The organism is Actinoplanes sp. NPDC051859, from assembly GCF_044452725.1.
Classification (GTDB): domain Bacteria; phylum Actinomycetota; class Actinomycetes; order Mycobacteriales; family Micromonosporaceae; genus Actinoplanes.
Window position 1 is genome coordinate 96,739 of record NZ_JBITBX010000005.1, and the last position, 18,504, is coordinate 115,242.

The following is an 18,504-nucleotide window of genomic DNA, read 5'->3' on the forward strand; positions in this document are numbered from 1 at the left end:
CGCGCGTACTTAAGCCTGGAGTCGGGCCGACCCGAGTAGCCGGGTGATCGTGACTTCGAGCACGACCCGCTCCGGGTTGGGCCGGGGTGTGCGGTAGCGCTCGGCGTAGCGGCGTTCGGCTTCGGCGATGGATTCCGGGTCGTCGCGGACCTCGGCCAGTCCCTCGACCGTGCACCACCGGGCGCCGTCGACCTGGCAGACCGCTACCTGCCGGGCGCCGGCGAGGACGTGCCGGACTTTGGCCGAGGTGCGGGACGCGGTGATCCGCAGCAGTCCGGCCGCGGGGTCGAGCGTGGCGCCGACCGGCACCAGGTGCGGGGAGCCGTCCCGGCGCAGTGTGGTCACCGTGCAGAGGTGTCGTTCGCGCCAGAATTCGCGCACGGCAGGAGAGTGGAGATCCACCGGGCCGCTCATGCGGTCTCCGCGGGGAGCACGCCGGCTCGGACGGCATCGAGCAGCCGTTGGTGGTCGCGCTCCACCTGGTTTGCGTACGCCCGAGCGAAGCGGCACAGCATCTCGTCGAGCTTGTCGCTGCCCCCGATGTACCCGGCGATCATCGACGCGCCGCTGGTGCGGGCGTGGCTCTTGGACAGCAGGAAGCCGCAGATGCCCGCGTAGTCCTCCAACGCGTGGGCGTCGATGTTGTCGACAAGAATGGCGCCTTTCATGTCGCGGAACTGGCGCACGTAATACTGCACCTGGCCGACGGTGGTCCAGCCGAGCAGCGGGTCGCTGACTGTCTGCAGGGCCTGCTGGTATTCGACGACCCGCTGGCCCTGGTGCCGGTGCCAGGCGAGCGCGCCGTGTTGGTGCGGGGCGATCACGGACCGCCGGGCCTGCTTGAGCTGCAGGAACACCACATCGTCCGGGCTGCTGCCTTCGCACAACGCCACGTACGCGCGTAGGCCCACCGAGCCGACCCCCACCACCTTGTGGGCGATGTCGACGATCCGGTAGCCGGCCAGGATCCGTTCCCAGTGCGGCGGCAGCGTCCGCAGGTAACCGTCCAGGGCCGCGGCCAGGCGGTCCAGGTCGGCGTCGCTGGGCCGGGTGATCAGCGGCGGTTCCTGGACCAGCCGTACGGTCCCGTCGCGCTGTTCGGTGAAGCGGGGCAGCGCCCGGTCGCTGGTGCGGCGCCGGGCCCGGCGGGCGGCGCGTTCGATCTCGTCCCGGAAGCTGGCCTTGCTGGCGGCTTTGCGCAGGTCGTCGACGTCGACGGTGTCGAACGAGCGGGCCAGCAGCGGCTGGGCGGCCAGGTGGGCGATCTGTTCGCGGTATTCCTGGACGCAGTGCCGGACGGCGTCGGCGCAGGCGTGTTCGGAGAAGCCGTTCTGCCGCCCGGCGACCCACACGCTGGTGACGAGCCGCCGCAGGTCCCATTCCCAGGCGCCGGGGTGGGCCTCGTCGAAGTCGTTGAGGTCGAAGACGAGCTCGCGTTCCGGGGAGGCATAGAAGCCGAAGTTGCCGAGGTGGGCGTCGCCGCAGATGACGGGGGTGATGCCGGTGGCGGGCAGGGCGGCGAAGTCATCGGCCATGATGTTCGCCGAGCCGCGCAGGAACGCGTACGGCGAGGCGGCCATCCGGCCGACGCGGACGGGGATGAGCCAGTCGAGCCGGCCTTCGTGGGCGGCGACGAGCTGTGCCACGGGGTCGGCGCGGTCCGGCGCGGGTGCCCAGTGCGCGAGGTTGGCGCGCGGGGACCGCTCGCGCAGGGAACGGCCGAGCTCGTACCGTTCGGCGCGGGGACGGCCGGGGCGGCGCAGGGAGCTGAAACCGTCGTCTTCTTGCATCACCCGCGAGCGTACGCAACCCGCTGGTAGCGGCCGCGTGGGACCTCCGATCAGCGGGCGTTGGCGAGGCCGAACGACGATGGGCTCACGTTCGGGAAGACGTCGGTGAGCGCGCCGAAGCCGCAGCGCTTCTGCAGGAGCTCACCGATCACCGAGCGGTAGTCGGTGGTCGCGGCGAGGTCGCCGTCCACCAGCGCGCCCGGGGCGAGGCTGGGCCACGCCGAGTAGACCGTGCCGCCGCGGACGCCGCCGCCCATGAGCAGCATCGCGTTGCCGTGGCCGTGGTCGACGCCTTTGGACGCGTTCTCGGCTACCCGCCGGCCGAACTCGCTGATCGTCACCAGGGTCACGTTTGCCATTCCGCTCGGGCCGAGGTCCGCCGCGAACGCCGCGAGCGCTGTCGCGGTCTCGGCCAGGTTGTCGTACATGCGCTGGCCCTTGACCGCCGTGCCTAGCCCCTCGTGCATGTCCCAGTCGCCGGAGTCGACCGCCGCCGCCACCAGGCCCGACTTCGCCTTGATCAGGCGCGCCACATCCCGCAACGCACTGCCCAGCGGCGTCTTCGGGTATTCGGCGCCGTTCTCCGGCGTGTAGGTGGCCGAGCGCGAAGACACCGTGGCGGTCAGCGCGGCGTCCGCGGCCAGCGCAGAGGCGGCGAGCTGGTCGGGGGCGGAGCCGTACATGGCGCGCAGGGCAGCGGCCCGCGGCCGGGCGGCGCTCTCGCCCGCCAGCATGAAGCCGTCGAGCGACGCCATCGACACGTCATTGGTGGGGCCGGCGAGCAAACGGGCCGGCATCGCGTTGCCCAGGGACACTCCGGCGAGCGGTCCGGTTGCGCCGGTCATGCCGAGCATGCGGTCCAGCCAGCCGCTGCGGACGGAGGTGCCCGCGGCAGCCCGCTCCATTTCCTCCATGGCGGCGAAGTGGGAGCGGGTCGGGTTGGGCTGACCCACGGCGTGCACCGCGGCCAGGTTGCCGTTCTTCCACATCGGCAGCAGCGGGGCCAGAGCCGGGTGCAGGCCGAACATCGAGTTGCCCCCGATGATCTGGCTCTTCGGCACGGCGATCGTCGGCCGCGCCTTGTAGTAGTCGGTGTCCCCGATCGGCGCGATCGCCGACAGACCGTCGAAACCGCCGCGCAGCGAGAGCACGACCAGCGTGTCACCGGTGTACGCGCCGGCGGCGAACGCCAGGCGGGTAGACAGGCCCTCGCCCACCAGCCCGGCCAGCGCGCCGGCCGCGCCAGCGGCCAGGCCCCGGCCCAGGACGCCCCGGCGGGTCAGGGTCTTGATCTCGTCGCAGCAGGCGGTCGCGGTCATCGAAGTCACCTCAACTGGAAGGACGGCGAGTCGAGGACGAGGGCGATCAGGTACGGCAGGCTGCCGGCGAGCGCCTTGTCCTTGCTGGTCAAAGGATTGGTCGGCACCTTGCCCGCGACACTGAGCACGGCGGCGGTATGCGCGGCGGGAAGTTTTGTGCCGACCAGCCGCACGGCCAGCGCGTCCACCAAGCCGCCGTACGTGGCGGGCAGGACGGGCACCAGCGCCTTGAGCAGGTCCGTGGGCCGGGTGAGCTGCTTGGGGTACCAGCCGGCGGCGAGGTTCAGGTGGCTGTTGCAGCGCATGAGGAACGCCGACGGCGACGCCCACGCGGCAGCCACGTCCGGGTAGCCGTTCGGCGGCGCCCAGCGGAACGGCGCGTTCCCGGCATTGACCAGGTTGTTGTAGAGCGCGTCCAGCGCGGCGACGCCGGCCTTTTCCGGCCCCAGGCCCAACGCGCGGACCGTGGCGACCAGGTCCTCGAACGGCGTACGGACCTTCTGACCCACCGACGCGGCGAACTCGGCCGAGGTGAACAGCGCCTTCAGCACCGGCGTGATCGCGGTGTCGTTAGCCAGGTAGATCTCGGCCAGCTTCGTCACCAGCGACGCGGGCGCCTCGTCCGCCACGAACCGGACACACAGCTTGGTGGCGATCCGCTCGGCGGTCTTCGGGTGCTGGGCCAGGTAGTCGAGGAACGCCAGCGCGGCCGCCTCGCCGTCAGTGCTCGCGTTGGCGTGGGCGAAGCCGAGGATCGACACCGCCCCGGTGGCGTGCTTCGCTGTGCTGTACGCGTACTCGCCGGTGGAACCGACGGACAGCCCGGTCAGCAGGCGTGCGGCCGCCTTCACGTCCGCCTCGCTGTAGATCATGCCGACGGTGTGCAGCTCCATCAGCTCACGCGCGTAGTTCTCGTTCGGCTGCTTCTTCGTCGAGTGCCGGTTGTCCAGATACGTCAGCATCGCCGGGTGCCGGGCCGACGCCTTGAGCATGTCGGCGAACGTCCCGAACGTGTGCGTCCGGATCACCGACTTGTCGTAGTCGGCGCGGCTGTCCCAGATGCCGCTGGACGGCGCGGCGACGTGCAGGTGGTTGGCCCAGAACATGGCCGTGGTCTCGAACAGCTGCCGGTTGCTCCAGATCGCCCGGGCCACCGCGGCCCGGCCGAGCTGACCGAACGCGTCGTACGAGTGGACCTTCAGCTTCGCGCGGACCGTGGCGATGCTCGCGTTGGCCAGCGGCAGGCGGGTCAGCAGCGCGTCCAGCTCACCGTCGGCGATCTTCGCGGGGTTGAGCTGCCGGTCCAGCCAGCCCTGGACGCCCAGCTTGGTGGCCTCGGCCAGGGTGGCCGGCGTCGGGCCGAACGTCGCCCGGCGGATCAGGTGCGCGATCGGGTCGGCGGAGACGAGGCCGGTGGCGACGGCCGGTGCGGCGGCGGCAGCGGGCACGGCCAGCGCGGCGTCGAGGGCGAGGCCCCCCACAGCGGTCGCGGCAACGGCGGCGGCCCCGCCCAGGACAGCGCGGCGGGTCGGCTGAGGCGTCGTCGTCTGCATGCCCAGCTGTTCGACGCGTACGGCCGGACTCCTCGCGGCGGCAACCCGATGCTCACCGCCTGCAATCCGACTGCACCCGAGCGATCCTTTCAGGCGCTGTGGCACCGGACGACGTACGCTCGAAGCCGTGGATCAGAACAGTGCGGTGCGGACCCCGGCCTCCTGGGTGGTGGTGGGTCTCGACAACGGCGGGACCTGCAACAACGCCACGGTGCTCGACGCGACGGGCCAGTTCCTCGTCGACCACCTGGTGGAGAATCCCAGCCGGGTGCAGGACGGCCCCGAGTCGGCTGTCGAGGCCCTGGCCGAGGCGTTCACCGGCATCCTGTCCCTGACCAGCACTCCGCTCAGCCTGGTCCGCGCGGTCGGCCTGGACACCCCGGGCCCGGCCAGCGCCACCGGGGTGATCTCGTCGAAGGGCTCGACGAACTTCTCCCAGGTCTCCTGGCACGGCTTCGACATCCGCGGCGCCCTCGAAGCCCGCATCGGCCTGCCGGTGCTCTACCACAACGACGCGAACGCGGCGGCGCTCTACGCCCACCACCGGCACTTCGGGGCGGAGGCCCCGGCCCGCTCCTCGGTCGCCGCCATCGTCGGCACCGGGCTCGGCGGCGGCGTGGTCGAGGCCGGCAAGGTGATCAGCGGCGCGGCGGGCATGGCAGGCGAGCTCGGCCACGTGCAGATCCCGCTGCACGGCGTGCTGGAAGAGGGCCAGCCCGTGCCGGTCTGCAACTGCGGCTTCGCCGGCGACGTGGAGAGCATCGCCTCGCTCACCGGCATCACCAACAACCTGCTGCCGTACTGGCTCACCCGCTTCCCGGAGCACCCGCTCGCCGACGAGCCCGTGGCCAAGGCCGCCAAGATGCTCCGCGGGTACGGGGAGAAAGAGGACCCGCTCGCCCTCGCCGTGTTCGGCCAGCAGGCCCGAGCCATCGGCAAGCTCTTCACGATCGCGGCCAACTTCACCGACCCGGCCGCGTACTTCCTCGGTGGGGGAGTGGTGGAAGCGGCGCCGCACTTCCGGCAGTGGTTCCTCAACACCGTGCGCGAGCACACCCAGCTGCGCCGGGAGCAGCAGGAGGCGGCCACCTTCGCCCTCGTACCGGATCTCGACATGGCTGGCGCCCGGGGTGCCGCGGTCGCCGCGCTGGAGTCGGTCTCCGCCTGATCGTCCGCAGTGGACCTGGGGCGTACCCAGCCACAGGTGTTAAGGCTTATTGACAGATCTAGATATTGATCATCGTCTTTCAGTAGCGTCCTGGATGCCGTCCGTGACTCGGACGCGCTGAAGGGGGATACCTGATGCGACGAAGCATCGCGACCGCCGGAGTGGTCGTGCTCGGTCTCGCCACGCTCCTGCCGGGCGTCGCGCAAGCCGCTCCGCAACCGTCCGACCCGGGGCTCAGCCCCGCCGACCAGGTCTCACTCGCCGCCGGCATCCCGGTGGCGCCCAAGGCCGCCCCGGGCACCAAGCCGGCCGGGGCCAACCCGTTCCTCTCGCTGCCCATCGACGCGTCCAAGGTGGACTACAGCGGCTGGGCGGCGTACCTGAAGAAGCAGGCCCCGGCCAAGGCAGCGGCCCGGCTGAAGGCGCAGGGCAGCGAGCGTGCCGCCGCCGCGAAGGCGGCCGCGGCGATCGTGATCGACGAGGACGAGCCGGACGGCACGTTCGGCTCGAACGAGCGCCCCGAGGACGCGCAGCAGATCGCCGACTTCGGCACCGGCAAGAAGCAGAACTCGGCGATCCGGGTTCTCGGCTCGCTCGACAACGAGACGGTCACCGCGGTCACCCGCGCCGCCACCCCCGAAGACGACGGCGCCATCCCGCTCGCCGGCGACACCGGCATCGGCAGCGGCCTGGCGGCCATCGTCACCGACGCCCAGATCGGCGACGGCCCGCACGGCTCCGCCGGCACCGGCACCAACGACTTCGACTTCTACTCGGTGCAGGCGAAGGCCGGGCAGACCCTCACGGTCGACACCGACACGCCGACCGGCAATCTCGACACCGTCGTCGTGGTCTACGCGCCGGACGGCACCATCGTCGCTTCCAACGACGACGCCAACGGCGAGTTGGACAGCTTCCTCAACTGGAGTGTTCCCAGCTCAGGGACGTTCTACGTGGCGGTCGTGGGCTACGGCGGCCTGCCCGCCGACCCGTTCGACCCGGCCAGCGGTGACGGCGGAGCGAGCGAGGGCCCGTACTCGGTGAAGATCTCGGCCAGCTCGGCCGACAAGGACTACTACGAGGTGGTCCTCAAGGCCGGCGACGTGCTCGGCGCATCGATCAAGGGCGGCGCGTCGTACCTGACGGTTTACGACAGCGACCCGCGCGAAGCGCACGGCTCCCGCCAGAACGCCTCGTTCATCTACCCGATGGACAGCAAGCTGCCCGGCGCCGGCAACGCGGTCACCGATTACGTCGCCACGAAGACCGGCCCGCACTACATCGGCGTTGCCGAGGGCAGCGGCGGCTACGACGTCACGGTGGAGGCCTACCGGCCCACGTTGCAGGGCGACAAGACCACCCAGACGCTGTTCCTCGACTTCGACGGCGCCCGGGTCAACACCGGCGTCTTCGGCGGCACCGGCAATGTGCAGCTCAGCCCGTTCTCGGCGTTCGTCGCCAAGTGGGGCATCTCCGGGACCCAGCGCAACGCCCTGATCGACTCGGTCGTAGCCAGCGTCACCGAGAGCATCAAGCACGACCTCACCGAGAGCGGACTCAACAGCAAGTTCAAGCTGAAGATCCTCAACAGCCGGGACCACGCGGACCCGTGGGGGCAGAAGAACGTCAGCCGCATCATCATCGGCGGCACCATCGCCGAGTCCGGCGTCAGCACCATCGGCATCGCGCAGAGCATCGACCCGGGCAACTTCGAAACCGAAGAGACCGCCCTGGTGCTGCTGGACGTGCTGAGTGACCCGGCCGGCGGACCCGCGTCGCTGAACACGTACCTGACCGACGCCAGCGACCGTGTCGCCTTCGTCGGCCGCGCGGTCGGCAACGTGACGGCCCACGAGGCCGGCCACTTCTTCGGCAACTGGCACACCGACAACGCCGACGCGACGCCCAACCTGATGGACTCGGGTGGCGCCAACTTCGATGTCCTCTTCGGCGTTGGCCCGGACGGTATCGGCGGCACGGCCGACGACGCCGACGTCGACTTCGGTCACGACACCTTCAGCCCCGCCGAGGGCTTCGTCGGCACCGAGGACACCCTGGGTCGCATCGTCTTCGGCATCACCAGCTGACCAGGTACGAAAACGCCGATGGGCCGTCGCGATCAGCGGCGGCCCATCGACATTGTGTCGGCTCAGGAGAAGGGCGCAGGGCCGTGACCTGAGAGGGAAAGGAGAAGCTGGGTGGCGAGCAGCTTGCGCATGCCGGTGACGGTGACGTCGCCCACCCGCTCGTAGGGAAGCTCCAGCTGGACCCCTTCGCCCGCTTCGCGCAGGTCGTCGGTGATCTCGTCGGGGCGGAAGTTGCCGCCCCAGCCGTTGATGCCACCACGCTGGTTGACGTTGAGCGAAGCCATGCCGGACACGCGTGCGCCGTCGGCGAGGATCAACCTCGCGGGACCTGAGTAATTAGCTGCCATGAGAAATGCCTACGCTCAGCCGCTGCGCCGGTTGCCGTACTGGCGGGGGCTTTGTACGGTGCCGCTGCGCATCTGGCGGGCGCCGCCGGCGCTGACCGGGGCCGACCCGGTCTTCTTGCCTTTCGCGCGGCGCGCGGCGCGGTTTTCGAACTGAGCAGGCTGCTCTTCCGTCCCGGCTTCAGCCTCGGGGGTGGCGTCAGGCATCGGTGTCTCCTCGAGGTATCGGCACCCCACCGTCGCAGGCAGGGATCGTGCCCATCATATCCTTGCCGGTATGGACGAGAACCCGTTTGACGCCGAGGCGGGTTTCGCCGGACTGGGCCTACGGCCAGAACTGCTCCGCGCGCTGACCAACCTGGGCTACGAAGAACCGACCCCGATCCAGCAGGAGTCGATCCCGCCACTGGTGGCGGGCAACGACCTGGTCGGGCAGGCCGCGACCGGCACCGGCAAGACCGCCGCCTTCGCCCTGCCCCTGCTGCAACGGCTGGAAGAAGACCGCGGCCGCGACGCCGGACCGGCGGCACTGGTCCTGGTGCCCACCCGCGAGCTGGCCGAGCAGGTCTCCCAGGCGGTCCACCGCTACGGCCGTGACCTGGGCGTACGCGTCCTCCCGGTGTACGGCGGCCAGCCCATCGGCCGCCAGCTGCAGGCGCTGAAACGCGGCGTCGATGTCGTCGTCGGCACCCCCGGCCGGGTCCTCGATCACATCGACCGGCAGACGCTGCGGCTGGGCGACGTGCGCACCGTGGTGCTCGACGAGGCCGACGAGATGCTGGACATGGGCTTCGCCGAGGACATCGAGGCGGTGCTCGAACACACCCCGGAAACCCGGCAGACCGTGCTGTTCAGCGCGACCATGCCGCCCCGCATCGACAGCATCGCCCGCCGGCACCTGCGTGAACCGGTCCGGATCAAGATGGGTCGCGACACCACGGCCCCGGGCGATCTGCCCCTGGTCCGCCAGAGCGCCTACGTGGTCGCCCGGCCGTACAAGGCGGCCGCCCTCGGCCGGATCCTGGACGTGGAGGCGCCCACGGCGGCGATCGTCTTCTGCCGGACGCGTGAAGAGGTCGACCAGGTCACCGAGACCCTGAACGGCCGCGGCTACCGGGCGGAGGCCTTGCACGGCGGCATGAGCCAGGACCAGCGCGACCGGGTGATGAGCCGCCTGCGCGCCGGCAGCACCGAGCTGCTGGTCGCCACCGACGTCGCCGCTCGGGGCCTCGACGTCGAGCAGCTCACCCACGTCATCAACTTCAACGTCCCGGTCGCGCCCGAGGCGTACGTGCACCGGATCGGCCGGGTGGGCCGCGCGGGCCGGGAAGGCTCCGCGATCACCCTGGCGGAGCCGCGTGAGCAGCGCATGCTCAAGGCGATCGAGCGGCTGACCTCCCGCCGGATCACCCTCGAGCAGCTGCCCACGGTGACCGACCTGCGGGCCCGTCGCCTCGAGCTGACCCGCGCGGCGCTCCAAGCCAGCCTCGAAGGCGATGACCTGGAGCGATTCCAGGTAGTGATCGACTCGCTCACCGAGGAGTTCGACATCGAGCGGGTCGCGCTCGCCGCGGTGAAACTCCTGCACGAGGCCGCCGGCGGCGACGCCGCCGAGGAGGAGATCCCCGAGCCGGCACCGCCGCGCCGCACCCGCGAGCCGCAGGAGCGCGACACCCGCCGCGGCGGCCGCGAACGGCCCGGCCGTCCGTCCGCGGGCGACCACGGTGTCACCCGGTTGTTCTTCGGGCTCGGCCGGCGCGCCGGCGTCCGCCCCCAGGACCTGGTCGGCGCGATCGCGGGCGAGTCCGGCCTGAACTCCCGCGACATCGGGGCGATCCAGATCACGGATCGGTTCTCCCTGGTCGAGGTGCCCGAGTCGGCGGCCGAATCGGTCATCAAGGCCATGCAGGGCAGCACCATCCGGGGCCGCCGCCCCACGGTCCGCCGCGAGCGCTTCCACCACTAGAGAAGCTCAAGTCCTGCTCAAGTCCGGCCCGCAGCCGCCGATCCGTGAAGGCGATGCGGGCCACAGGACGAGCGGTACAGGTCACGGTGCGACGAGCGCCGCTGGCCGGCTGGCTGGCGGACCGCGGCGTCCGGACGAAGAACCTGCTCGCCCTGCTGGTCCTCGCCGCGGTGGCGCTCGGCATCGGCGTCCTGTCGATCAACCGGATGGGCCAGCTCGACGACGACCTCACCACGATGAAGCGCGCCCACCTCGACAGCATGGGCCAGCTCGTCGTCATCCGGGAGGCGACGGCCGAGAACTATCGCGGGCTCATGCTCACCTGGGGCCAGCAGTTCAACCCGTCGTACGCGGCACTGGGACGCAAGACCATCACCGAAGGTGACGCGCGGATGGACGGCGCGTTGGCCGCCTACGACGTCTCTGCAGCAGGTTCCCCGGCGCGCCACCAGGCACTCGCCGCTTTCCGGAAGGCCCTCACCGACTACCGGCAGATGCGCGCGGTCGTCGAGTTCCGGGAGACCGCACCCGCCGGCTTCACCCTGCCGGCGCTCGCCGACCTGCCCCGGGTCTACACCGGCCTCGAGTCCGCCATGAACGACGCCCTGGCCGAGTTGCAGCGTCTGGAAACCGCCGAGGCGGAGACGATGGCAGCCCGAGCCCAGCAGCGCTACGAAGCCGCCCGCTGGTGGACCGCGGGTTCGCTGACCGTCGGGCTCGGTCTCGCCCTGCTGTTCGCCCTGTGGCTGAGCCGCATGATGGGCCGACAGCTGTCCAGTGTCGCGGTGACCCTGGCCGCGGTCGCCGACGGTGATCTCAGCGGACACGCCGAGGTGCACGGCCGCGACGAGCTCGGCGATATGGCCGCCGCGGTGAACCGCGCCAACGCCAAGATCACGGACCTGATGCAGCGCCTCGAAGTGCAGGAGGAGCGCTTCCGATCCCTCGTCCAGCACGCGTCCGACATCACCGCCGTCATCGACCCCCGGGGCCGCCTGACCTATGCCAGCCCGGCGGTCAAACGCATGCTCGGCATCGAACCGGAGACGACCATCGGCCTGCCGGCCCTGCTGGCCGTCCACCCCGATGACCGCCGGGCCGTCCGTCGCGGCCTCAGCGAACTCGTCACCCAACCCGGGGGCGTCCGCTCCTGGGAGATCCGGGTACGCCGCGCCGACGGCTCCTGGCGCTGGCTCGCCGTCGTCGGCACCAACCTCACGGACCTCCCCAGCGTCGGCGGCGTGGTCTGCAACGCCCGCGACATCACCGACCTCCGCGAAGTCCAGGACCGCCTGCGGTACGACGCCACCCACGACCCACTGACCGGCCTTGCCAACCGTGCCCTGTTCCAAGAGCGGCTCCACGCGGCGACGACCGCCACCGTCCTGCTGCTCGACCTGGACGATTTCAAGCCGGTCAACGACGAGCTCGGCCACCACGTCGGCGACGAACTACTCATCGCCGTCGCCGAACGCCTCCGAGGCTGCGTCCGAGGCACCGACACGGTCGCCCGCCTCGGCGGTGACGAGTTCGCCCTGCTCCTGCCGGCCGACCTCACCGACACCGGCCCACACCAGGGCGACCTGATGGCCGCCCGCATCCTCGACGCCTTCGCCGAACCTGCCCGTACCAGTGCCGGTCCGCTCACCATCAAGGCCAGCATCGGCGTGGCAACCGGCCGCACCACCGACCACTCCGAGCTGCTCCGCCGCGCCGACGAGGCGATGTACCTCGCCAAGCGCGACGGCAAGAACAGCTTCGCCTCCGCCGGCCACTAGTTACCAGGTCTCGCCGGTGATCCGCTCGTAGACCTCGATGTATCGAGCCCGGGTGGCCTCGACGATGTCCTCGGGCACCTCCGGCCCAGGCGGCGTCCGGTCCCAATCCGTCAGCGTGGACGACCAGTCCCGGACGAACTGCTTGTCGAGATAGCGCTGCGGCCTACCCGGCGTCCACTCCGCGGCGGACCAGAAGCGCGAGGAGTCCGGTGTCAGGACCTCGTCGGCCAGCATCAAGGTGCCGTCGGCGGTTCGTCCGAACTCGAGCTTCGTGTCGGCGATGATCACCCCGTGCCCGGCGGCGATCCGGACCCCCCGGGTGTAAACCTCCAGCGTGATCCGGCGCAGTTCCTCCGCCATAGGCGACGTGACTTGCGCCGACATGTCCTCGAACGTCATGAACTCGTCATGGCCCTCGGCCGGGTCCGCCTTAGTAGTCGGCGTGAAGATCGGCGCGGGGAGTTTCGACCCTTCGGACAGCCCCGGCGGCAGCTCAACGCCGGAAACCGAACTGTTCTTCTGGTACTCCCGCAGCCCCAGACCGGCCAGATAGCCGCGGGCGATGCACTCCACCTGCACCATGTCCAGCCGCCGGCACCGGACCGCGCGGCCCGCCCATTCATCGGGCACGTCAGTCGCCGAGACCACGTGATGGGGCACGATGTCCGCCAGCCGCTCGAACCACCACAGCGACAGTTGCGTGAGGATCTTTCCCTTGTCCGGCACCGGTGTCGGCAGGACCACGTCATAGACCGACACCCGGTCGGAGGCGACGAGGATGATCTCGTCACCGTCGGCGTACACGTCTCGGACCTTGCCGGAATGCAAGAGCTTCACGGTTCCTCCAGCCGGGGGTGACACCCTTCAGCGGGGCCAGGCCGATGTGGCGTGACCCGTCGACGATGGTAGAACGCGTTCGGCGGAATCCGTGCTAGCGGGAGTGCCAGTGCCGAGGTTTCGCCTAGGCTGGGCGGCTGTGCGAGATCTTTATTGCGGTCCGGACCGGTCCGTGGCCTGTCGAGGTGGGTGATGACGGAGAAGATCGATTTCAAGAAGGAGATCGGCGCCTACCGTGCGCGGGCCGGACGGTTCGACGTGGTCGACGTGCCCGATCTGCAGTACCTCATGGTGGACGGGCACGGCGATCCGAACACGGGTGCGTTCAGCGAGGCGGCGGAGGCGCTCTATCCGGTGGCCTACCGGCTGAAGTTTGCGAGCAAGCAGGACCTGGGCCGGGACTATGTCGTCATGCCGCTCGAGGGCCAGTGGTGGGCCGCTGACATGGCCTTGTTCACGGGTGCACGGGACAAGTCCCGATGGGACTGGACGCTCATGATCATGGTGCCGGACTGGATCGATGCACCGATGTTCGCCCGTGCTGTGGAGCAGGTCGCCGCCAAACAGGCACCTCGTCGCCTGGCTGACATCCGACTTGCCTCGCTGTCCGAAGGTAGTTGCGTGCAGACCCTGCACCTGGGCTCCTACGACGACGAGGCCGAGACGCTGGCCCGCATGCACCACGAGGTCATCCCGGACCGGGGCTTCCGGATGACCGGCAAGCACCACGAGATCTACCTCAGCGACGCCCGCAAGGTCGCACCTGACCGCCTCCGCACGATCCTCCGGCAACCCGTCGAGGCGGTCGATCCTGGTGGTCCAACCCCGCGCGAGTGACGGTCAGGGAGCCAGTTCGCCGGCGGCGAAGGTCCATGTCGGGTACCGCCGGGTCAGGAAGGCGCGGTGACCGTCCCAGTCGACCCGACGCAGGGGCTGGGGCGGGGAGATCTGGACCGGTGACGTCGCGGATTGTTGGCGATAACCCCAGGAAAAGCCCGTCAAGGGTACGACCGAACGCCGGTCGCCGTCCCACGGCCCGATCGTGAGGAAGCTGTGCGCCGTCCAGTGCACGGGCCCGTCGCGCCAGCGGGAGGGGGCGTCGAAGAGGGTGGGCTGGAGGCCGTACCAGGCGAAGGGAGCCGTGGAGTCTTCGAAGAGGTCGAACGGGTCGGCCATGAAGGGGGAGTCGGGCGACGGCTCGCGGACCAGCTGCACCCAGCCCAGCATGCCGCGGTAGCCGCGGGCGCTGAACGTGACGGTGGCCGTACACATGGGCATGCCGTGTTCGCGGGTGGTCTTGCCGACGCTGGCGGGGTTGTCGTTGGCGGAAACGTCGATGTGGACGGTGCCGTGGTCGCCTTCGAAGGCGAAGGGGATGGAGATCATGACGGCAGGCGGGCGGCGCGTACCACCGCGTCCACGCCGGAGCCTGCTGCTTGCCGGGGGCGATCCTCAGCGAACACGATGTCCCATTCTTGGGGGTCGAGCGCGCCGACCGCTTCCGCTACCGAGATCTGGTTTTGCCCGGCCGCCGCTGTGGGCTGGCCGGTGGCCGGGTCGACTGGCCGGTGGCCGGCGAGCAGGAGTGTGCCGCCGGGTGCGACTCCGGTGGATAGGCGGCGCACCATCTGCGGCACTGATCCTGGCACGTGGACGTAGAAACTGACGACGAGGTCGTAGTGGTTCGGTGGGGGAGTCCACTTGGCGAGGTCGCCCTGGATCCAGTCGACGCGGGCGGCGAGGTCCGGGCCGAGGGCCGCTGCGCGGGCGCGGGCGTGGGCCAGGACGTTCTCGGCGAAGTCGAGCGCGGTGACGTGCCAGCCGTGCGCCGCCAGCCAGAACGCTTCGGCGCCGTGGCCGCAACCCGCGTCGAGCGCTCGTCCGGTGGGCAGCGTGGCGGCCTCAGCGAGCAGGTAGGCGTTGGGCGGCCGGGTGGCAACCACATCTGCGTGCTCGTGCAGCGCCTGCGCCCAGCGGTGTTCCCAGAAATCCTGGTCAAACAGGGTCACCAGGGCAGACTATGTCAGTCCTTGAGGGCCGTCTCCACATCGGTGTGCAGGGACAGGAAGTCGGTGAGGCCGAGGGTGTCGAGCAGGCGGCGCAGGAAGCCCGACGGCGCGGCGAGTCGGACCCAGCCGCCGCGTTCCATGGCCCGGCCGTGCGCGGTGACCAGCACGCCGACCCCCATGGAATCGCAGAAGTCCAGGCCGGCGAGGTCGACGACGACGTGCGGGCTGGGCCGCTCCACGAGGCGGCTCAGGTTGGCCTTGAGCGCGGGCGCGGTGTCGATGTCGAGGGAGCCGCGCAGCGTGAGGACGGCCGTGTTCGGTGGGTGGTGCGCGACCGAGACCTGCATGGGGGTGTCACTTTCGTCGGTGGTGGGCACGGGTCGACCGAGGGTCGACAAGGCGACGGCGGTGGTGACTAATACCCTAGGCGAGCGGTACCGCATGGGCGAATTCAGTCGCGTACGGTTGACGCCGTGACAATCGACAAGGGTGATTACGCGCCGGACTTCGCGCTGGCCGATCAGCACGGCACCACGCTCACGCTGAGTGAGCTGCTGACCGCGGGTCCGGTGGTGCTGTTCTTCTATCCGGCCGCGATGACCAGCGGCTGCACCGTCGAGGCATGCAACTTCCGGGACCTGGCCGCTGAGTACGCCGCGGCGGGCGTGCAGCGGGTGGGCATCAGCCGCGATGCCGTTGCCAAGCAGAAGCAGTTCGCCGACCTGCACGGCTTCGACTATCCGCTGCTTTCCGACGCCGACAGCGCGGTCGCCACTGCCTACGGTGTGAAGCGCAAGCTGCCGTTAGGGCCGCTCAGCATCAAGCGCATGACCTTCGTCATCGACAGCGACCGGCGGGTGCTGGACGTGATTCACAGCGAGTTGGACATGAACGCCCACGGTGACCGGGCCCTTGAGGTCGTCAAGGCCCGGTCAGCGCAGGACAATGCCTAACCCGCGTTGCGCCATTTGCGGCCGCCGCGGCCGATGAGGCGGTCGGCGTCGGTGGGGCCCCAGGACGCCGCTTCGTAGGTGGGGATCGGGGACGGGTCGTTGTCCCAGTGCTCGATGATCGGGTCGACGATCCGCCAGCACTGTTCGACCTCGTCGGTGCGGATGAACAGCGTCGGGTCGCCGAGCAAGGCGTCGAGGAGCAGTCGCTCGTAGGCTTCCGGGGATTCCTCGGCGAACGTCTGCTCGTACGAAAAATCCATGCTGGCCGTGCGCACCCGGAACGAGTGGCCGGGCACCTTGGCGCCGAAGCGCAGCGAGATGCCCTCGTTGGGCTGGATCCGCAGGATCAGCGCGTCGGTTTCGAGGTCGGTGAGCTGGTTGGCCGGGATCGGCAGGTGCGGCGGCCGCTGGAACTGCAGGGCGACCTCGGTGAGCCGGGCCGGCAGACGCTTGCCGGTGCGGACGTAGAACGGCACGCCCGCCCAGCGCCAGTTGTCGACGTTGAGCCGCATGGCGGCGTACGTCTCGGTGCGTGACAGCGGGTCGACGCCGGCCTCGTCGCGGTAACCGGCCATCAGGTCGTCGCGGGTGCCACCGCGGGTGTACTGGCCGCGGACGGCCAGGTCGGCGATGTCCCGGTCGGTGGGCAGCCGGATGGCCTGCAGCAGCTTGACCTTCTCGTTGCGCAGGTCCTCGGCGTTGAAGGAGGCCGGTGGCTCCATGAGGGCGAGCGCCAGGACCTGCAGCACGTGGTTCTGCACGATGTCGCGCATCGCCCCGGCGTGTTCGTAGAAGCCGCCGCGGGTGCCGACGCCCAGCGTCTCGGCGACGGTGATCTGCACATGGTCGACCCACGAGCGGTTCCAGATGGGCTGGAAGATGGCGTTGGCGAAGCGCAGCGCCAGCACGTTCTGAACGGTGTCTTTGCCCAGGTAGTGGTCGATCCGGAAGACCTGGGGCTCGTCGAACGCGGCGTGCACGATGGCGTCCAGCTCGCGGGCGGTCGCCAGGTCGTTGCCGTACGGCTTCTCGATCACCAGCCGGGAGAAGCTGCCGTCGTTGGCGTGGTTGAGCCCGGAGCCGGCAAGGCCGTTGATCACCGGCTCGAACGCCTCGGCGGGGGTGGAGAGGTAGAAGATGCGGTTGCCGGCGGTGCCGCGGGTGGCGTCGAGGTCGTCCAGGGTCTCGGCGAGCCGTTTGTAGGTGTCGGGGTCGTCGTAGCCGCCCGACACATACCTGATTCCGCCCTGGAGTTGCGGTTTGTCCGCCAGGCTGCGGCTGCCGAGGGCGCTCTCCGCGAACTGGTGGTCCTCCATCGGCGTACGCGCGACGCCGACGAGGGCGAATTCGGCGGGCAGCCGGTTGTGCCGGGCCAGGCTCTCCACCGCGGGCAGCAGCTTGCGGCGGGTCAGGTCGCCGGACGCGCCGAAGATCACCAGAGTGGCGGGCGGGGCGTTGCGGTCCTGCGCGAGCTGGGGAACGTTGTCCATTGCTTGGTCATCCTCCGACCGCTTACGGGTGCTTCCGCCTGAACTTTACGCAGCGCGAGCACTCCCCGGATCAAACCTTGTCCGCCGATGCTGCGGAGCCCGACTCCACAAAAGTGGCAAACTGGGTCGTAAGCCGCCGTCGGCAGAGGGAGATCTCCGTGAAGTACCGCCTCGTTACGCGTAGCGACATGGATGGCCTGGTCTGTGCCGTGCTGCTCAAGTTCATGAACGTGATCGACATCGACGACATCAAGTTCGTGCACCCCAAAGACGTGCAGGACGGTACGGCCGACATCTCCGACCGTGACATTCTGACCAACCTGCCGTACCACCCGGCGGCGCACCTGGTGTTCGACCACCACCACTCGGAGACGCTGCGGAACACCGGCAACCTGCCGAATCACATCATCAACGAGAACGCGCCGTCCGCCGCCCGGGTGATCTTCGAGTACTACGGCGGGGCGGAACGTTTCCCCGAGGTGCCCGATGACCTCATGAAGGCCGTCGACCAGGCCGACTCGGCCGACTACACGATCGACGACATCCTGAACCCGACCGGCTGGACGCTGCTGAACTTCATCATGGACAGCCGCACCGGCCTCGGTCGCTTCCGGGAATTCCGGGTCGCCAACTTCGATCTGATGCGGACGCTCATCGACGCCTGCATCCAGATGGGCATCGACGAGATCCTCAAGATGCCGGACGTGGCCGAGCGGGTCGACATGTACCAGGACTCGTCCGCCATGTTCGTCGAGCAGCTCAAGCGGATCTGCAAGATGGACGGCGACGTGGTGGTGGTGGACCTGCGCGAGGAGGACACCATCTTCGCGGGCAACCGGTTCATGGTGTACGCACTGTTCCCCGAAGCGCGGGTGTCCGTACACATCATCTGGGGTTTCAAGAAGCAGAACACCGTCTTCGCGTGCGGCAAGTCGATCCTCGACCGCACCTCGCCGGTCGACATCGGCTCGGTGATGTTGCAGTGGGGCGGCGGCGGTCACCTCGCGGCTGGCACCTGCCAGGTCGAGCACGACGACGCCGAGCGCGCCGAGTACGAGATCATCCAGGCGCTGAAGACCCCGCGTACGGTATCGGTCTGAACGTAGTTGGCGGGGTGGAGAGCCGAACCTCTCCACCCCGCCGCACGCAGGTCGTGGGTCTTGCCCGGGACCCCACCCGCATGTCGTGGTCAGCGCCCCACGCGCGTCTT

At 69.8% G+C, this 18,504-nt stretch carries 18 protein-coding genes; 7 read left to right on the forward strand and 11 right to left on the reverse strand.

From position 1 onward, the window contains the following. Positions 1–9: 9 nt before the first annotated feature. The 4 genes from ACIA1L_RS14400 to ACIA1L_RS14415 are packed head-to-tail and all read right to left on the reverse strand — an operon-like array spanning position 10 to position 4,662. Positions 10–414, reverse strand: a complete 405-nt coding sequence (locus ACIA1L_RS14400; protein WP_396073139.1) for a pyridoxamine 5'-phosphate oxidase family protein — start codon at positions 412–414, stop codon at positions 10–12. Then, the gene (locus tag ACIA1L_RS14405) at positions 411–1,790 is read right to left on the reverse strand and encodes a DUF2252 domain-containing protein (protein ID WP_396073140.1); all 1,380 of its coding nucleotides are present in this window, start codon (positions 1,788–1,790) and stop codon (positions 411–413) included. The genes ACIA1L_RS14400 and ACIA1L_RS14405 overlap by 4 nt, the downstream gene beginning before the upstream one ends. A 50-nt stretch (positions 1,791–1,840) precedes the next feature. Next, the gene (locus ACIA1L_RS14410; protein WP_396073141.1) at positions 1,841–3,109 is read right to left on the reverse strand and encodes a DUF1501 domain-containing protein; all 1,269 of its coding nucleotides are present in this window, start codon (positions 3,107–3,109) and stop codon (positions 1,841–1,843) included. 5 nt (positions 3,110–3,114) lie between these two features. Then, on the reverse strand, positions 3,115–4,662 hold the full coding sequence (locus tag ACIA1L_RS14415) for a DUF1800 domain-containing protein (protein ID WP_396073142.1): 1,548 nt from the start codon (positions 4,660–4,662) through the stop codon (positions 3,115–3,117). Positions 4,663–4,789: 127 nt separating this feature from the next. Here ACIA1L_RS14415 and ACIA1L_RS14420 point away from each other — a divergent pair, with 127 nt between their 5' ends. After that, entirely contained in the window at positions 4,790–5,830 is a 1,041-nt protein-coding gene (locus ACIA1L_RS14420; protein ID WP_396073143.1) for an ROK family protein, read from the forward strand. Between the two features lie 134 nt (positions 5,831–5,964). Further along, positions 5,965–7,917: a PPC domain-containing protein gene (locus tag ACIA1L_RS14425; RefSeq protein WP_396073144.1), complete on the forward strand. Its 1,953-nt coding sequence runs from the start codon at positions 5,965–5,967 to the stop codon at positions 7,915–7,917. 62 nt (positions 7,918–7,979) lie between these two features. On the opposite strand, the gene ACIA1L_RS14430 is transcribed toward ACIA1L_RS14425, so the two are convergent. Both ACIA1L_RS14430 and ACIA1L_RS14435 read right to left on the reverse strand, forming a co-directional pair. Further along, complete coding sequence (locus ACIA1L_RS14430; RefSeq protein ID WP_396073145.1) at positions 7,980–8,234, reverse strand: hypothetical protein; 255 nt, start codon at positions 8,232–8,234, stop codon at positions 7,980–7,982. Positions 8,235–8,279: 45 nt separating this feature from the next. After that, complete coding sequence (locus tag ACIA1L_RS14435; RefSeq protein WP_396073146.1) at positions 8,280–8,468, reverse strand: hypothetical protein; 189 nt, start codon at positions 8,466–8,468, stop codon at positions 8,280–8,282. A gap of 70 nt (positions 8,469–8,538) precedes the next feature. Between ACIA1L_RS14435 and ACIA1L_RS14440 the strand changes: the two genes are divergently transcribed. Next, positions 8,539–10,227, forward strand: a complete 1,689-nt coding sequence (locus tag ACIA1L_RS14440) for a DEAD/DEAH box helicase (RefSeq protein ID WP_396073147.1) — start codon at positions 8,539–8,541, stop codon at positions 10,225–10,227. Positions 10,228–10,313: 86 nt separating this feature from the next. Beyond that, entirely contained in the window at positions 10,314–12,005 is a 1,692-nt protein-coding gene (locus ACIA1L_RS14445; protein WP_396073148.1) for a diguanylate cyclase domain-containing protein, read from the forward strand. Here the strand turns inward: ACIA1L_RS14445 and ACIA1L_RS14450 are convergent, their stop codons facing one another. Then, on the reverse strand, positions 12,006–12,842 hold the full coding sequence (locus tag ACIA1L_RS14450) for a phosphoribosylaminoimidazolesuccinocarboxamide synthase (RefSeq protein WP_396073149.1): 837 nt from the start codon (positions 12,840–12,842) through the stop codon (positions 12,006–12,008). Between the two features lie 192 nt (positions 12,843–13,034). Here ACIA1L_RS14450 and ACIA1L_RS14455 point away from each other — a divergent pair, with 192 nt between their 5' ends. Then, entirely contained in the window at positions 13,035–13,679 is a 645-nt protein-coding gene (locus ACIA1L_RS14455) for a GyrI-like domain-containing protein (protein ID WP_396073150.1), read from the forward strand. 3 nt (positions 13,680–13,682) lie between these two features. Here ACIA1L_RS14455 and ACIA1L_RS14460 read toward each other — a convergent pair whose 3' ends face one another. Genes ACIA1L_RS14460 through ACIA1L_RS14470 form a run of 3 tightly spaced genes read right to left on the reverse strand, consistent with a single transcriptional unit; the run spans position 13,683 to position 15,228 of the window. Further along, positions 13,683–14,228 carry a hypothetical protein gene (locus ACIA1L_RS14460; RefSeq protein WP_396073151.1) on the reverse strand — a complete coding sequence of 182 codons (546 nt, stop codon included), beginning with the start codon at positions 14,226–14,228 and terminating at the stop codon, positions 13,683–13,685. After that, positions 14,225–14,851 carry a class I SAM-dependent methyltransferase gene (locus tag ACIA1L_RS14465; RefSeq protein ID WP_396073152.1) on the reverse strand — a complete coding sequence of 209 codons (627 nt, stop codon included), beginning with the start codon at positions 14,849–14,851 and terminating at the stop codon, positions 14,225–14,227. Before ACIA1L_RS14465 ends, ACIA1L_RS14460 begins: the two co-directional genes overlap by 4 nt. A gap of 14 nt (positions 14,852–14,865) precedes the next feature. Beyond that, positions 14,866–15,228 carry an STAS domain-containing protein gene (locus ACIA1L_RS14470; protein ID WP_396073153.1) on the reverse strand — a complete coding sequence of 121 codons (363 nt, stop codon included), beginning with the start codon at positions 15,226–15,228 and terminating at the stop codon, positions 14,866–14,868. A 96-nt stretch (positions 15,229–15,324) separates the two neighbouring features. Here ACIA1L_RS14470 and ACIA1L_RS14475 point away from each other — a divergent pair, with 96 nt between their 5' ends. Continuing rightward, a complete protein-coding gene (locus ACIA1L_RS14475; protein ID WP_396073154.1) occupies positions 15,325–15,804 on the forward strand; it encodes a peroxiredoxin in 480 nt (159 codons plus the stop codon). On the opposite strand, the gene zwf is transcribed toward ACIA1L_RS14475, so the two are convergent. Beyond that, positions 15,801–17,294, reverse strand: a complete 1,494-nt coding sequence (zwf, locus tag ACIA1L_RS14480; RefSeq protein WP_396073155.1) for a glucose-6-phosphate dehydrogenase — start codon at positions 17,292–17,294, stop codon at positions 15,801–15,803. The two genes, ACIA1L_RS14475 and zwf, sit on opposite strands and share 4 nt — an antisense overlap. 158 nt (positions 17,295–17,452) lie before the next feature. Here zwf and ACIA1L_RS14485 point away from each other — a divergent pair, with 158 nt between their 5' ends. Beyond that, complete coding sequence (locus ACIA1L_RS14485) at positions 17,453–18,394, forward strand: exopolyphosphatase (RefSeq protein ID WP_396073156.1); 942 nt, start codon at positions 17,453–17,455, stop codon at positions 18,392–18,394. Positions 18,395–18,504: the final 110 nt, after the last annotated feature.